This is a genomic window from Streptomyces sp. GB4-14 (assembly GCF_022696125.1).
Lineage (GTDB): Bacteria > Actinomycetota > Actinomycetes > Streptomycetales > Streptomycetaceae > Streptomyces > Streptomyces werraensis.
Map to the genome: position 1 here is coordinate 2,392,916 of NZ_RZHO01000002.1, position 13,348 is coordinate 2,406,263.

General features: G+C 73.4%; 13 protein-coding genes. 6 read left to right on the plus strand and 7 right to left on the minus strand.

Features of this window, described 5'->3' with window-relative positions:
* Positions 1-241 precede the first annotated feature (241 nt).
* The gene (locus tag ELQ39_RS11920) at positions 242-1,285 is read left to right on the plus strand and encodes a C40 family peptidase (RefSeq protein ID WP_242591878.1); all 1,044 of its coding nucleotides are present in this window, start codon (positions 242-244) and stop codon (positions 1,283-1,285) included.
* A 32-nt stretch (positions 1,286-1,317) separates the two neighbouring features.
* Here ELQ39_RS11920 and ELQ39_RS11925 read toward each other — a convergent pair whose 3' ends face one another.
* On the minus strand, positions 1,318-2,061 hold the full coding sequence (locus tag ELQ39_RS11925) for a LuxR C-terminal-related transcriptional regulator (protein ID WP_190004894.1): 744 nt from the start codon (positions 2,059-2,061) through the stop codon (positions 1,318-1,320).
* Entirely contained in the window at positions 2,058-3,350 is a 1,293-nt protein-coding gene (locus ELQ39_RS11930) for an ATP-binding protein (RefSeq protein ID WP_190004895.1), read from the minus strand. The genes ELQ39_RS11925 and ELQ39_RS11930 overlap by 4 nt, the downstream gene beginning before the upstream one ends.
* A 380-nt stretch (positions 3,351-3,730) precedes the next feature.
* On the opposite strand from ELQ39_RS11930, the gene ELQ39_RS11935 reads away from it, so the two are divergent.
* Positions 3,731-5,140 carry a PspC domain-containing protein gene (locus ELQ39_RS11935; RefSeq protein WP_242591879.1) on the plus strand — a complete coding sequence of 470 codons (1,410 nt, stop codon included), beginning with the start codon at positions 3,731-3,733 and terminating at the stop codon, positions 5,138-5,140.
* On the plus strand, positions 5,127-5,375 hold the full coding sequence (locus ELQ39_RS11940; RefSeq protein WP_190004897.1) for a hypothetical protein: 249 nt from the start codon (positions 5,127-5,129) through the stop codon (positions 5,373-5,375). The genes ELQ39_RS11935 and ELQ39_RS11940 overlap by 14 nt, the downstream gene beginning before the upstream one ends.
* Here the strand turns inward: ELQ39_RS11940 and ELQ39_RS11945 are convergent.
* The 3 genes from ELQ39_RS11945 to ELQ39_RS11955 form a co-directional block, all read right to left on the minus strand.
* Positions 5,372-5,893, minus strand: coding sequence for a DoxX family protein (locus ELQ39_RS11945; RefSeq protein ID WP_242591880.1), 522 nt, complete (start codon positions 5,891-5,893; stop codon positions 5,372-5,374). The genes ELQ39_RS11940 and ELQ39_RS11945 overlap by 4 nt on opposite strands.
* 141 nt (positions 5,894-6,034) lie before the next feature.
* Positions 6,035-7,315, minus strand: coding sequence for a hypothetical protein (locus ELQ39_RS11950; protein ID WP_242591881.1), 1,281 nt, complete (start codon positions 7,313-7,315; stop codon positions 6,035-6,037).
* 199 nt (positions 7,316-7,514) lie between these two features.
* Positions 7,515-8,309, minus strand: coding sequence for a class II aldolase/adducin family protein (locus ELQ39_RS11955; protein ID WP_190004900.1), 795 nt, complete (start codon positions 8,307-8,309; stop codon positions 7,515-7,517).
* Positions 8,310-8,466: 157 nt separating this feature from the next.
* Between ELQ39_RS11955 and ELQ39_RS11960 the strand changes: the two genes are divergently transcribed.
* Entirely contained in the window at positions 8,467-8,994 is a 528-nt protein-coding gene (locus ELQ39_RS11960) for a pyridoxamine 5'-phosphate oxidase family protein (RefSeq protein ID WP_242591882.1), read from the plus strand.
* A gap of 18 nt (positions 8,995-9,012) precedes the next feature.
* Here ELQ39_RS11960 and guaA read toward each other — a convergent pair whose 3' ends face one another.
* Positions 9,013-10,593 carry a glutamine-hydrolyzing GMP synthase gene (gene guaA, locus ELQ39_RS11965; protein ID WP_190004902.1) on the minus strand — a complete coding sequence of 527 codons (1,581 nt, stop codon included), beginning with the start codon at positions 10,591-10,593 and terminating at the stop codon, positions 9,013-9,015.
* A 343-nt stretch (positions 10,594-10,936) separates the two neighbouring features.
* Between guaA and ELQ39_RS11970 the strand changes: the two genes are divergently transcribed.
* On the plus strand, positions 10,937-11,233 hold the full coding sequence (locus tag ELQ39_RS11970) for a chorismate mutase (RefSeq protein WP_150152173.1): 297 nt from the start codon (positions 10,937-10,939) through the stop codon (positions 11,231-11,233).
* A gap of 312 nt (positions 11,234-11,545) precedes the next feature.
* Here the strand turns inward: ELQ39_RS11970 and ELQ39_RS11975 are convergent, their stop codons facing one another.
* Positions 11,546-11,962, minus strand: a complete 417-nt coding sequence (locus tag ELQ39_RS11975) for a hypothetical protein (protein ID WP_242591883.1) — start codon at positions 11,960-11,962, stop codon at positions 11,546-11,548.
* Positions 11,963-12,136: 174 nt separating this feature from the next.
* Here ELQ39_RS11975 and ELQ39_RS11980 point away from each other — a divergent pair, with 174 nt between their 5' ends.
* On the plus strand, positions 12,137-13,231 hold the full coding sequence (locus ELQ39_RS11980; RefSeq protein ID WP_242591884.1) for an LAETG motif-containing sortase-dependent surface protein: 1,095 nt from the start codon (positions 12,137-12,139) through the stop codon (positions 13,229-13,231).
* The last annotated feature ends 117 nt before the right edge of the window (positions 13,232-13,348 follow it).

The following is a 13,348-nucleotide window of genomic DNA, read 5'->3' on the forward strand; positions in this document are numbered from 1 at the left end:
CGGTCACCCGGCGGTCCGTGGGCAACAGTTCCGCACAACCCGTGTCCCGCTCCGCGCGGCCGGGCCTAGCGTCCTGCCCCAGGTGACCGGCTCCGCATCGCCGCTCGGGCCAGGAGCGGCGGCCGGACACCTCCGCCGAGGAAAGGGTCCGGCGGCGGACGGCTCCCCTGTCACCCCGCCGCCGGACCGCCGGGCAGTCGTCCGGCCACGGCGGGCGTCGGTGGGAAGGACGGCTTCGAGGGTGGCAGCGCACCGCAGGTCACGGCAGCACACGGTGGGCGGCACCACGGCCCGTGCGGCCGCCACCGTGGTCCTCGCGGGAGCGGCCGCCGCGGCCGGCTTCGACGGAGCGGGACACGCGGCTCCGCGGCCGACGCCACCCGGCGCCGACGTCAGCCGCCTGTACCGCGAGGCCGAGGTCGCCACCGAGAAGTACAACGGCGCGAAGGAGAAGGCGGATTCGGCGCGGCAGCGGCTGCGCGACCTCCAGGACGAGACGGCCCGCGCCCAGGCACGGCTCAACAAGGCCCGGGAGGCGTTGGGCACGGTCGCGGCGGCGCAGTACCGCGCCGGCGGCCTCGACCCCGCCCTGCGGCTGATGCTGTCCGACGACCCCGACGCCTACCTCGACGGCGCGGCCCTCGCCGAACGCGCCGGCAGCCGCCACCACGCCGAACTGGGCCGGGTGCGCGCCCGGCTCCGGGAGATCGAGAAGCTGCGCGGCGCGGCCCGCGTCGAGGTGAAGACGCTCACCACCCGCCGGGCCGAACTCGAGCGTCACAAGAGGACGGTCACCGAGAAGCTGTCCGCCGCCCGCCAGGCGCTGTCGCGGATGTCACCCGAGGAGCGCGTCCGGATCACCGGCGGCTCCGGCCGCGCCGCCCGCTCGGCCGGCGGTACGGTCCGGGACGCCGCCGCCCTGTCGCAGGCGCCGAATGCGCGCGCCGCGCAGGCCGTCGCCTACGCCCACCAGAAGCTCGGCAGCCCTTACGTGTGGGGCGCGACCGGCCCCGACGCCTTCGACTGCTCGGGCCTCGTGCTGGCCGCGTACCGCTCCGCCGGCGTCTCCCTGCCGCGCACGACGTACGCGCAGATCGACGCGGGCCGCCGGGTCTCCCGCTCCGAACTTCTCCCCGGAGACCTGGTGTTCTTCTACTCGGGCATCAGCCACGTCGGCCTCTACATCGGCAACGGGCAGATGATCCACGCCCCGAACCCCTCGGCCCCGGTCCGCGTGGCCCCCGTCGACCAGATGCCGTTCGCGGGGGCGACACGCGTGGTGTGACCGGGCACAGCCGGCCGGGCGGTTCGGGCGGCTCAGACGAGCCGCCGCGCCGTCGCCCAGCGGGTCAGCTCATGGCGGTTGGACAGCTGCAGCTTGCGCAGCACCGCGGAGACGTGCGACTCCACCGTCTTCACCGAGATGAACAGCTGCTTGGCGATCTCCTTGTACGCGTAGCCCCGGGCGATCAGCCGCAGCACCTCCCGCTCGCGCTGGGTGAGGCGGTCCAGGTCCTCGTCCACCGGCGGGGCGTCCGTCGACGCGAAGGCGTCCAGCACGAACCCGGCCAGCCGCGGCGAGAACACCGCGTCGTTCTCCTGCACCCGGAAGATCGAGTCGATCAGGTCGGCACCCGTGATCGTCTTGGTGACGTAGCCGCGCGCCCCGGCCCGGATGACGCCGATGACGTCCTCCGCCGCGTCCGACACGGACAGCGCGAGGAAACGCACCGGCCGCTCCGGGTCGCCCATCAACGGCGTGCAGCGCCGCAGCACCTCCACACCGCCGCCCCCGGGCAGGTGCACGTCGAGCAGCACCACCTCGGGCCGGGTCGCGGTGATGACCGTGACCGCCTGGTCGACGTCGGCGGCCTCGCCGACCACCTCGACGCCGGTCTGCTCGGTCTGCCCGATCTCCGCCTGGACCCCCGTACGGAACATGCGGTGGTCGTCGACGAGGACCACGCGCACATGGCGCCGCCCGGTGCCGCCGGCCGGCTCCGCGGTCCCGTCCGCCGGTGCCGCTTCCGCCGCTGCGTTCGCCTCGGTCGGCTCGCTCATGACGTCTTCTCCGCCCTCTCCATCTCCAGCTCGACCTCGGTGCCGCCGTCCGGCACCGCGCGCAGCCGCGCCGTGCCGCCGTTGCGTTCCATGCGGCCGATGATCGATTCTCTGACGCCCATGCGGTCGGCGGGTATCGAGTCGAGGTCGAACCCGGGACCGCGGTCCCGGACGGACACGAACACCGTCCTCCCCTCGACCTCCGCGTAGACCTGGACCGCGCCTCCGTCGCCACCGTACTTGGCGGCGTTGACCATCGCTTCCCTCGCGGCCTGCATCTGCGCGCCGATCTTCTCGTCGAGGGGGCAGTCGCCCACGACCACGACCTCGAGGGGGACGCCGTGCTTGTCCTCGACCTCGGCTGCGTTGCGCTTGACCGCCTCGGCGAGGGTGGTGGGCTCCTCGTCCTCGTCCTTGCCGTTCCCCTCCGGCTTGTAGAGCCAGGCGCGCAGGTCGCGTTCCTGGGCCCGCGCCAGGCGGCGCACCTCGCCGGGACTGTCCGCGTTGCGCTGGATCAGGGTGAGGGTGTGCAGCACGGAGTCGTGGACGTGGGCGGCGACCTCGGCGCGCTCCTGTGCGCGGATGCGCATCAGGCGCTCCTCGGAGAGGTCCTGGGTCATGCGGACGAGGTACGGCCCGGCGAGCAGGGTGACGCCCACGAGGACCGCGAGGGCGGCCTGCAGCACCGCGCCGAGGTGGCTGCCGGAGCCGCGCAGGACGAAGATGCCGGAGGCGCCCGCCGTCACCAGCAGCACGCCCGCCACCGCCCGCAGCAGCGTGACCGTCCGCCTGCGGCGGCCGACCTCCATCCAGCGGGCCCGGCGCGCGTTGTCCGCCTGCCGCCACACCAGGGCCACGCCCGCGCCGACCAGGACGGTCGGCCACAGGTAGGCCCGGGCGCCGTTGGTGAGGTCCACGCTGCCCACGAAGATCATGGCCACGACGACCATGAGCAGCAGGGCGACGATCTGCCCCTTGTCCGGTTTCCGCGTGACGAGCCTGCGGCGGCCGTCCGGGGTGGTCTCGGTGGTGACCGGCGAGGGCGGCCTCTGCGCATCGACGCCGCCCACCCCGAGCGGCACGAAGAACCAGAACGCGGCGTACAGCAGGGCCCCGAGACCGTCGGCCATGAACAGGGCGACGAACGCGAGGCGCACCCAGATCACGGGCAGGCCGAGATGCCCGGCGAGCCCCCGCGCCACTCCCCCGAGCCAGCGTCCGTCACTGCTGCGGTAGAGCTTGCGCGGCGGCCGCGGCTCGGCGAGGGACGCTGCTGCGGCTTCCGACATGCCAACGATGGTCACACGCCGAGCAGTCCAGGGCATCAGGGTCCGCCCCGGAGACTCCCCTGATCCCGGCGTACGGGCCGGCTGCCGCCGGGCCGGCGAGGCGGGGCGGCCCGGACCCCCGGGGCGCCGGCCCCGACCGCAAGGCCCGCACCCCGGCCATGGGGATGCGGCTCCGGACCACGGAGCACCCAGCCCCGGACCGGGAGCCGTCGGGCTCCGGACCGTTGGGAGCGTGAGGCGAGGTCCTGGGCTGGGGGCGCCCGGCCAAGGCGCGCTCCCCTCGCCCCGCCGCCCCGAGGCCTGCCTCAGGGGCGGATATCAGGGTCCGGCCAGGGTCGTTCCGACTGCCGCTCGGGCGGCCCGGCCGTCACCATGGACGCATGACGGATCACCAGCATGCCGCGTCGGGTCCGGGACCGGGTCCCGGGTCCGGACCCGGCGCGCCCGCCGCGGGCCCCTCGCGTGCGGGCGCGGGAAAGGAGGGGACGGCCGGCGCACCGGCGGAGACCGTCGACCCCGGCCGGCACTTCCGGCGCGACCGGCGCCACCAGATGTTCGGCGGCGTCTGCTCCGGTCTCGCCCGGCAGTACGACATGGACCCGGTGATCTTCCGGATCACGCTCGCCGTGCTCTCCGCGACCGGTGGCATCGGCCTCATCTTCTACGGCTTCGCCTGGCTGTTCGTCCCGTACGACGACGAGGACGAGAACCAGGTCCGCCGGCTGCTCACCGGCCGGGTCGACGGCCACACGCTGGCGGCGGTGCTGTTCGCGCTGGTCGGCTGCGGGATCTTCCTGTCCATGCTGAGCAACGACGGGGTGCTGAGCTTCGCCGTCATACTGTCCCTGCTGCTCGCGGGCGCCGCGTACTGGTCGCGGCGGCGCGGTACGCCGAGCCCGGACCCGATAGCCGCGCAGGCCGCCGCCGACGCCCCGCCCGAGCCGCAGGCCCCGCCGGTCCCGGCCGCGTATCCGTCGTGGTGGCGCGAGCCCATCGTCAAGGACGGCACCTATGTCGGGGGCACGGGTTATCTGTGGGGCCCGGAGGACTCGCGGGATCTGGACATCGCCACCGCGGTCGGCGTCGGCGTCCGCTCCGGCAGCGGCGGCGTGAAGGACGTGTGGCGCCCGCCGCAGGCGCGCCCGCCCAAGCCGAGAGGCCCGCGGGGGATCGGCGGCCGGGTCTTCCTGTTCGCGCTGCTCGCGGCCGGTCTGGGCACGGGTCTCACCTGGGAGACGCAGCCCCTCGGCACCAGCCTGCAGACGGGTCTGGCGTGCGCCTTGGGCGTCATCGGCCTCGGGATCGCCGTCAGCGCCTTCCTGGGCCGCACGGGTGCCGGATCGGTCGTCCTCGCGCTCCTCACGGCGGGCCTGCTCGCCGGATCGACCGCCGTGCCCGACGACATCGGCACGGACTGGACCCGCACGGGCTGGCAGCCCGCCTCGGTCGCGCAGATTCGCCCCGTGTACGACCTGGGCGCCGGCGAGGGGGAACTGGACCTGTCGGCGGTCCGCGTCCCCGCGGGCGACACGGTCTCCACGCAGGTCGAGGTGGGACTGGGCCGCATCCATGTGATCGTCCCGCAGGACGTGACCGTGCGGCTGCACGTCGAGGTGGGGCTCGGTGACATCCAGGTGCCGGGCGACGGACGGAAGGACGTGGACGTGGGGCCGGGCAAGTACAAGGAGATGACCCTGGAGCCGCCCGCCGGCGCCGGGAAGGCGGGCACGTTGCGGCTCGACCTCCGGGTCGGCGCGGGGCAGGCGGAGGTGAGCCGTGCTGCGTCATGAGTTCCAGCCCGGCCGGCTGATCGCGGGCACCGCCCTCGTCGCGGCGGCGGTGATCTACGGCGGGGACGCGGGAGGGGCCTGGGAGACACCGTGGTTCGTGATGATCCCGCTCGTCGTGGGCGGCCTCTGCCTGGCCGGCGCGGTGGGTGCCGTCACCGGACAGGTGCGCCGCCGCGGCCGCCCGGCACCGGAAGGAGCGGACGCGGACGGCCACGCGCGGACGACGGGAGGCTAGAGGGTTCCGCGCCGGCGTCGTGCGCGAAGCGCGGCGTCCACGGACAGCAGCGGGGCCCCGGCCAGGATCAGCGGGGTCCAGGCCATGAGGTACGGCAGGTCGTTGCCGTAGTAGTACGGATCGGCGGCCCAGCTCACGGTCAGCCACAGGCTGAGCGAGATCAGCGCCCCGCCGAGGGCGGCGATCCGGGTGAGCAGTCCGAGCAGGGTGCCGATGCCGACGGCCAGTTCGCCGAAGGCGATGGCGTAGCCGAAGCCGACGGGACTCTCCAGCGCCATGTCGACCAGCGCCGGGATGGCGGAGGAGTCGCGGACGGCGCGCATCATGTCGCCGATCGACCCGGCCCCGGAGTCCTTGAGGAAGGCGCTGTCGGTGAGCTTGTCGAGGCCGGCGTAGACGAAGGTGACGCCGAGGAAGATCCGCAGCGGCAGCAGGGCGTAGCGGGCGGCGGTGTCCCGCGGCCCGCCGTCGCCGTCGGGACGGGGGGTGTGACTGTCTGCGCGCATGCCGTGCGTCATGTCGCCGCTGCCTCTCGACTCCGGGCCCACCTGGACAGACCGAACGTACGGCAATCGGCGTCGGATGAACCCGGTCGACAGCGTTTTCTCAGGGAAGCGACAGCGACCCACCAGCTACGGCGCCGCCCCGCGGTCCCACCGTCACTCCGTGACGTCGATGGTGTAGCGGTTGGTCTCCACGCCGGCCGCGGTGACCACCTGCACGTCGACCCGGCCCGGCTCCACGTCCGCGGGGACCGGCACGGTCAGCAGGTCGTCGGCCGGGTTGTCGAAACCGCCCACCACCGGCACCAGCGGCACATGGACGTTCACCGGGCCGACCCGCACCACCATGCGCGCCAGCCGGTCCGCGCCCTGCGCCCCGGCCGGGACGAACCCGGTGCCGCGGATCTCGATGTCGTCGCCGGTGCGGATGGGCGCGTCCAGGTCGCCGGCCTCCCGGGCCCGCACCACGGACAGGATCACCGGGCGCCCGCCCTCGGCGTACTTGCCCGCGAGGTAGGTGCCCGCCGACACCAGCACGATCACGGCCAGCCCCCAGGGCAGGTCGGGCAGTTGGTCGGGGCGGCGGGCCAGCCGCACGGCGGCGAAGGCGAGGGCGACGGCGTTGACGGCGACGTACTGGATGTCGGCGAAGCTGCCGCGCCCTGAGTCGTCGGTGAGCAGGTCGGCCGCCCTGGGCCGGTGGGCGCGCACCTTCTGCAGCCGCTGCCCCTGCACCCGCAGCCCGACCACCCGGCGCACCAGCACGGCGATCCCGCAGACCACGGCGAGCACGGTCACCACGCCGGCGCCGCGGGCGAGTTCCAGGCCGTCGATCAGCGCGTCCAGTTCCCGGTGGTCGGAGGCGGCCGCGAGCCGCCCCACCAGTACGAGAACGGCGAACGCGACGAGCAGCACCCAGGAGCCCGCCACCGCGCGGGACGTGGACAGCCGGTTGTCCTCGCCGATGACCGGGGCGAGCGCGCCGCCGCGCGCCCGGTGGAACCAGGACGCCGCGGTGAGCGCCCCCGCCACCAGCACCGCGGCCAGCAGCCCCGCGGTGCGCGCCGAGGTCCAGCCCGCGCCGATCGCGGTGAGCGCCTGCACGAGCAGCAGCACGAGGACCCCGGCCCAGACGACGGCCGCGGTCCGCTGCCAGAGGCGGGCCAGCCAGGCGGCGCCCTCGGCCCGGCCGCGTTCGGCCACCGCCTCGGCGGCCTGGGCGAGTTCCTCGGAGACCCACTGCCGGGAGGCGGAGGCGGAGTGGGCCACCGCGGCCGGGAGCCCCCGGCCGGTGGCGTACTCGTCCCGCTTCACCAGGAACGCGGCGACCGCGCGCCGATGCCCCTCACGCGCCCCGTGCGGACAGTCCCCGCAGGTGCAGCCGCCCTCGTGGGCAGCCGGGTCCGCCCCGCCCTGTCTCGCCTCCTGCACCGCCACGCCCGAAGCCGCCTTCCCGCACTACCCGACACATCTCGACACACCACGACCGCCGTCGGCGGCCACCGGACAACTCCCCCGCGTCGAGAGCGAATTGTGCCCTACGCCACGCCCGTCCCGTCCCCCGGGCCGGATCGCCGCGGGTGAACGTCGAGGCGTCAGGTTGACGCGCGCTCCCCTTCGTACGAACGACGCGCGCTCAGTCCAGCAGATCCGGTTCGCTCCGCGTGATCTCCCGCCACATCGGCTGGTAGTTGATCCACGCCACCAGGTCCCCGCCCAGCTGCTCCCGCGTGGCCACCGCCTGCCGGTGGTCGATCAGCACGGGCCGGCCGGCCGCCCGCGCGGTGAGCTGCACCTGGCAGGAGCGTTCCATGGTCATGAACCACCAGGCCGCCGCGTCCACCGAGTCGCCCACGGTCAGCAGCCCGTGGTTGCGCAGCACCAGCGCCTTGCGGGTGCCGAGGGCGGCGGCGATGCGGCGGCCCTCCTCGGGGTCGACGGTGACGGAGGTGTAGGCGTCGTAGAGGGCGTGGTCCTCGTAGAAGGCGCAGCTCTCCTGGGTGATCGGGTCGAGCAGCTCGCCGAGGGCGGCGAGGGCGCGGCCGTGCACGGAGTGGCAGTGGGCGACGGCGACGACGTCGGGCCGGGCCGCGTGCACCTGGGCGTGCACGGCGAAGGCGGCCTGGTTGACGTGGTGTCCGCCCTCGACGACCTGGCCGTCCTGGTTGGCGAGCACCAGATCGCTCACGGTGACGTGCCGGAAGGGCATGCCGAACGGGTTGACCCAGAAGCAGTCGCTGAACTCGGGGTCGCGTGCGGTGATGTGCCCGGAGACGCCGTCCTCGTAGCCGAGCCGGCCGAACAGCCGCAGCGCGCCCGCCAGCCGCTCCTTGCGGTGCCTGCGCTCGTCCTCGAGGGACTCGTGCATGGGCGGCATGGCGAACTGCAGTTTGTCGGTGGGCACCGGCAGGGGCGGAGTGGGCCCGTGCATGAGTCCTCCCGCGGGGGGTTCGCGTACGGGGCGGAAGTTACCCGTGGGGCGCGCCGTACGACAGCTCTGTTCCGTAACACCGGACATCCGCCGGATACCCGGAGGACCACCCGGATACCCGACAGAGGATGTCGGTTTTCCGGGTCACACTCGCTCCATGAGCACGCACGCGGACACGCACACGGACACGGACGGCCGGAGGGACGCCGGCGTCACCTGGGGAGAATTCGCCGCGGCCGAGCCGGACCTGGCCCGGACCGTCGAGGAACGCTTCGCCGCCCACACGCACCACGTCCTCGCGACCCTCCGCAAGGACGGCTCGCCGCGCACCACGGGCCTGGAGGTGCGCTTCCTGGACGGCGAGCTGTGGTTCGGGATGATGCCGGGGTCGATGAAGGCGCTGGACCTGCGCCGCGACCCCCGCTTCTCGCTCCAGGCCAACCCGGGCGAGGGCACGACCATGGGCGGCGGCGACGTGCGCGTCGCCGGCCGGGCGGTGGAGGTGCCGAGGGACGACACGGAGACCCGCGCCCGGTACGTCGAAGAGGTGGAACCGCCGGAGCCGTTCCACCTCTTCCGCACCGAGGTCACGGAGGTCGTGCGGACCTCCGTGGAGGACGAGAAGTATCTCGTCGTGCAGGTCTGGAAGCCCGGAGCGCCGGTGCGCACGCTCAAGCGGACGTGACCCGGGACCGCTCGGGGACTACTCCCACTCGATGGTGCCCGGCGGCTTGGACGTGACGTCCAGCACGACCCGGTTGACGTCCCGGACCTCGTTGGTGATCCGCGTGGAGATCTTCGCGAGGACGTCGTACGGCAGCCGCGACCAGTCGGCGGTCATGGCGTCCTCCGAGGACACCGGGCGCAGCACGATCGGGTGACCATAGGTGCGGCCGTCGCCCTGGACGCCGACCGAGCGGACATCGGCGAGCAGCACCACGGGGCACTGCCAGATGTCGCGGTCGAGGCCGGCCGCGGTCAGCTCCTCGCGGGCGATCGCGTCGGCCTCGCGGAGCAGGTCGAGCCGCTCCTTGGTGACCTCGCCGACGATGCGGATGCCCAGGCCGGGGCCGGGGAAGGGCTGCCGGTGGACGATCTCCTCGGGCAGGCCGAGCTCCTGGCCGACCATCCGGACCTCGTCCTTGAACAGCTTGCGCAGCGGCTCGATCAGCTTGAACTCGAGGTCTTCGGGCAGGCCGCCCACGTTGTGGTGGGACTTGATGTTGGCGGTGCCGGTGCCGCCGCCGGACTCGACGACGTCCGGGTAGAGGGTGCCCTGCACCAGGAACTCCACCGCGGGGCCCTCGTCGGCGATGATCTCGGCCTGGGCCTGCTCGAAGACCCGGATGAACTCACGGCCGATGATCTTGCGCTTCTGCTCGGGGTCGGAGACCCCGGCCAGCGCCTTCAGGAACCGCTCCTCGGCGTCCACGACCTTGAGCTGGACGCCGGTCGCGGCGACGAAGTCCTTCTCGACCTGCTCGGTCTCGCCCTTGCGCATCAGGCCGTGGTCGACGTAGACGCAGGTCAACTGGGAGCCGATGGCCTTCTGCACCAGCGCGGCGGCCACGGCGGAGTCCACACCGCCGGACAGGCCGCAGATGGCGCGCTTGTCGCCGACCATCTCGCGGATGGCGGCCACCTGCTCGTCGATGACGTTGCCGGTGGTCCAGCTCGGCGTGAGGCCCGCACCGCGGTACAGGAAGTGCTCCAGCACCTGCTGCCCGTACGTGGAGTGCATCACCTCGGGGTGGTACTGGACGCCGTAGAGCTTCTTCTCGTCGTTCTCGAAGGCGGCGACCGGCACGACGTCCGTGGACGCGGTGACGGTGAAGCCCTCTGGGGCGGCGGAGCAGGCGTCGCCGTGCGACATCCAGACCGCCTGCTCCTCGGGGGTGCCCTCGAAGAGGGTGGAGGAGTTCTTGGCGACGTGCAGGCCGGTGCGGCCGTACTCACGGGCGCCGGTGTTGTCCACCTGGCCGCCCAGGGTCTGGGCCATGAGCTGGAAGCCGTAGCACATGCCGAAGACGGGGACGCCGGCCTCGAACAGCTCGCGGTCGAGGCGGGGGGCGCCCTCCTCGTACACGGACGAGGGGCCGCCGGAGAGGATGATCGCCGCGGGGTTCTTGGCGAGGATGTCCGCGACCGGCATGGTGCTCGGCACGATCTCGCTGTAGACCCGCGCCTCGCGGACGCGACGGGCGATGAGCTGGGCGTACTGCGCGCCGAAGTCGACGACCAGGACGGTGTCGGGCGCGTTGGCAGCGGGAGTCGCTGATGACACGAGGTGCCTTCCGGCGGTGGGGAGGGGGTCTTGTGCCTCCCGATTCTACCGAGACGGCGACGCGGTCCGTCCCGGCCCGCGATCCGCGCCCGGCCTCCCGTGCCACGTCTCACCATGCGGCCCTGGCGTTGGACGGACCGGGCCGACCGGGCATACTGGCCCCATGCTCACGCACCCGACCTTCCTCTTTACCTATGGCACCCGGCCCGCCGGCTGCCATGGTCGTGCTGCTTGAGCAACTGACAAGCGACTTCCCAGGCGCCCCGGGCCGACAGGTCCGGGGCGCCTGGCGTTTCACCGGACCGTGTCGCTCCGGGGCCACCACCCACCGAGGAGCCCCGACATGACCGCCACCACCACCGAGCCCACCGAGAAGACCGGCGCCCGCACCGCCGAGGCCGCCGAGCTGATCAGCGACGCCCGTGAGCGGATCGACGCGCTGGACGACCGGATCATCGGTCTGGTGCAGGAACGGATGGCGGTGTCCGCCGTGATCCAGAAGGAGCGGATCGCCTCCGGCGGCCGCCGTGTGAACCTCTCCCGCGAGATGGAGATCCTCGCCACGTACCGGAACGCCCTGGGCAAGCCGGGCACCGCCCTCGCCATGACGCTGCTGGAGCTGTGCCGGGGCAAGATCTGAATCCGCGTTCCCCGGTACCGGCGTACGGATCGCGGTAATGGCGTGCGGATCGCCTCTCACCCGTACGGTGCGTGACCGGCGGGCCGGGCGGGTCGTTGGTCCCGGTGTCCGCGCCAGCCAGGGGCGGACCGGAGCAGCATCACGCGTGGCTCGCCGGAGCGATGAGACGGACGGCTCGTGCCGTGCGTCGTGGGACCTCGTTCCGGTACCGGTGACCGGGAGGCAGGGGACAGCCGCCCCGGTCACGCGAGAGATCGGCCGGCCCCGGGGACGCCCGGGGCCGGCCGACGCGTGTACGGGCGCCGGCACCGCTCAGGTACGGGTGACGACCCCGCACTCGTCCGGGTCGCCGTCGCGGGACACGCCCGTGCTGCGGTCGTACGGGTCGCGGGTCCCGCCGGTCCGCGGGGGCCCGGTCCGCAGGTCGCCGAAGAAGGACGGGTTGATCAGCCCGTCGCCCCTGCGGCAGTCGTCGTTGCTTGTCTCACTCGCGTGGTCCCGGATCCACAGACGACCCTCGGTGCCCCGGTAGCGGGCGAGGTCCGCGACGTCCACCTGGAGCACCCGGCGGACGATCACCCGGGTCGTCTCGTCGCCGCCGGCGCGGGCCACCCCGTGGACGAAGGTGTAGTCGGCGGTGATCACGGCCGGTCCCTCGGCCCCCTTGTCGCGCGCCACCGTCATCCGTCCACGCACCCGCGCCTCGCCCACCAGGCCGACCTTCGTCACCGTGTCCGCACGTGATCCACGTCACGTAAAGATTCTGTGAGGTCCGGCACAACCATCCGAGGGCCTCGGTGATCGAACTCATCGACATCAGGGATCACACCCGTGCGCCCCACACGGAGGCGCCTCTCGACTCGTGCCGCGCCCGCGCGGCACACCGGACTGACCGAGGTCTTCATGAAGCTTCGCCGCGCCCTGGCCGCAGCGGCCGCGACGGCAGCGATAGTCCCGGCCGCCCTGCTCGCGGCCCCGGCCGCCCACGCGACCGACCCCGCGTCCACCGCCTCCGCGACCCAGTCGACGGAGACGGACACGACCGCCCCGACGACCTCCCCCGCCGGGACGGAGTCCTCGGAGTCCGGCGCGGGCGAGCAGGACGGACAGCCGGAGCAGGACACCGACGAGCCCGGGAACGGCGGCGAGGGCGGCACCGACGAGGAGGGGAACGGCACCGACGACTCCGCCTCGTCCTCCCCGTCCACCACCCCCTCGCCCTCGGCGTCCACCACCCCCTCGCCCTCGGCGTCCACCACCCCCTCGCCGAGCCCCAGCGCGAGCACCCCGGCCGAGGAGGACCCGGAGCTCTGCGTCGACGAGGACGGCGAGAGCACGGCCGAACTCAGCGACGACCTCCGCAGCGGTCTGTCGGGCCTGCCCGAGACGATCGTCGCGGGCAGCGGCTGGACCACGTTCTCCTTCGACGTCACCAACCGCGGCGACGAGGAGATCGAGAACATCAAGCCGCTGATCGGCGTCGCCGCGGTCGGCTGGGAGGACGTCCGCGACTACTCCGGCCAGATCACGGTCCAGGCGTACGACAAGGCGACCGGCAAGTGGAACACGCTCGCGGGCGCCGCGGGCGAGGGCGCCACGTTCGCCGCCTTCTCGCTGGGCGCCGGCCAGTCCGTCTCCTACCAGCTGCGGCTCTCCGTCAGCGGCAAGGTGCCGGACGCGCTCGGCCTCACCGGCGGTTTCGCCGAGTACTCGGACACCGAGGGCTGCTGGATCGCCGACGACCCGAACGGCTGGATCTACTTCTTCGACATCCTCGCGGCCGGCTCCGACGCCGGTGACCCCGACGACGCCGAGCCGCAGACCGGCGGCGTCAAGGAGCTCGACAAGGTCAGCGAGGTGAAGGTCACCGGCAGCCTCGCCGAGACCGGCTCGAACTCCGCCCTGCCGGTGATCGGCCTGGTCGGCGGCGTCGCCGTCGTGGCCGGCGCGGGTGCGCTGTTCGTCGTCCGCCGCCGCAAGGCCGGCGCCGAGGCGTGACCTGGGCCGCCCGTGAGGCGGCCCCCGTGACAAGGGGAAAGGACCTGAGCTCGGAGGGGGGCACAGGTCCTTTCCTCTTTGTCGTTCTCGCCGTGCCGTGCGCCGTGCCTGTGAGTG

Coding starts and splice junctions, on each gene's coding strand:
- ELQ39_RS11925 (WP_190004894.1), bottom strand. CDS start 2,061: ATGAGCGAGCCGACCGAGGCGAACGCAGCGGCGGAAGCGGCACCGGCG.
- ELQ39_RS11930 (WP_190004895.1), bottom strand. CDS start 3,350: ATGTCGGAAGCCGCAGCAGCGTCCCTCGCCGAGCCGCGGCCGCCGCGC.
- ELQ39_RS11935 (WP_242591879.1), top strand. CDS start 3,731: ATGACGGATCACCAGCATGCCGCGTCGGGTCCGGGACCGGGTCCCGGG.
- ELQ39_RS11945 (WP_242591880.1), bottom strand. CDS start 5,893: ATGACGCACGGCATGCGCGCAGACAGTCACACCCCCCGTCCCGACGGC.
- ELQ39_RS11955 (WP_190004900.1), bottom strand. CDS start 8,309: ATGCACGGGCCCACTCCGCCCCTGCCGGTGCCCACCGACAAACTGCAG.
- ELQ39_RS11960 (WP_242591882.1), top strand. CDS start 8,467: ATGAGCACGCACGCGGACACGCACACGGACACGGACGGCCGGAGGGAC.
- ELQ39_RS11970 (WP_150152173.1), top strand. CDS start 10,937: ATGACCGCCACCACCACCGAGCCCACCGAGAAGACCGGCGCCCGCACC.
- ELQ39_RS11980 (WP_242591884.1), top strand. CDS start 12,137: ATGAAGCTTCGCCGCGCCCTGGCCGCAGCGGCCGCGACGGCAGCGATA.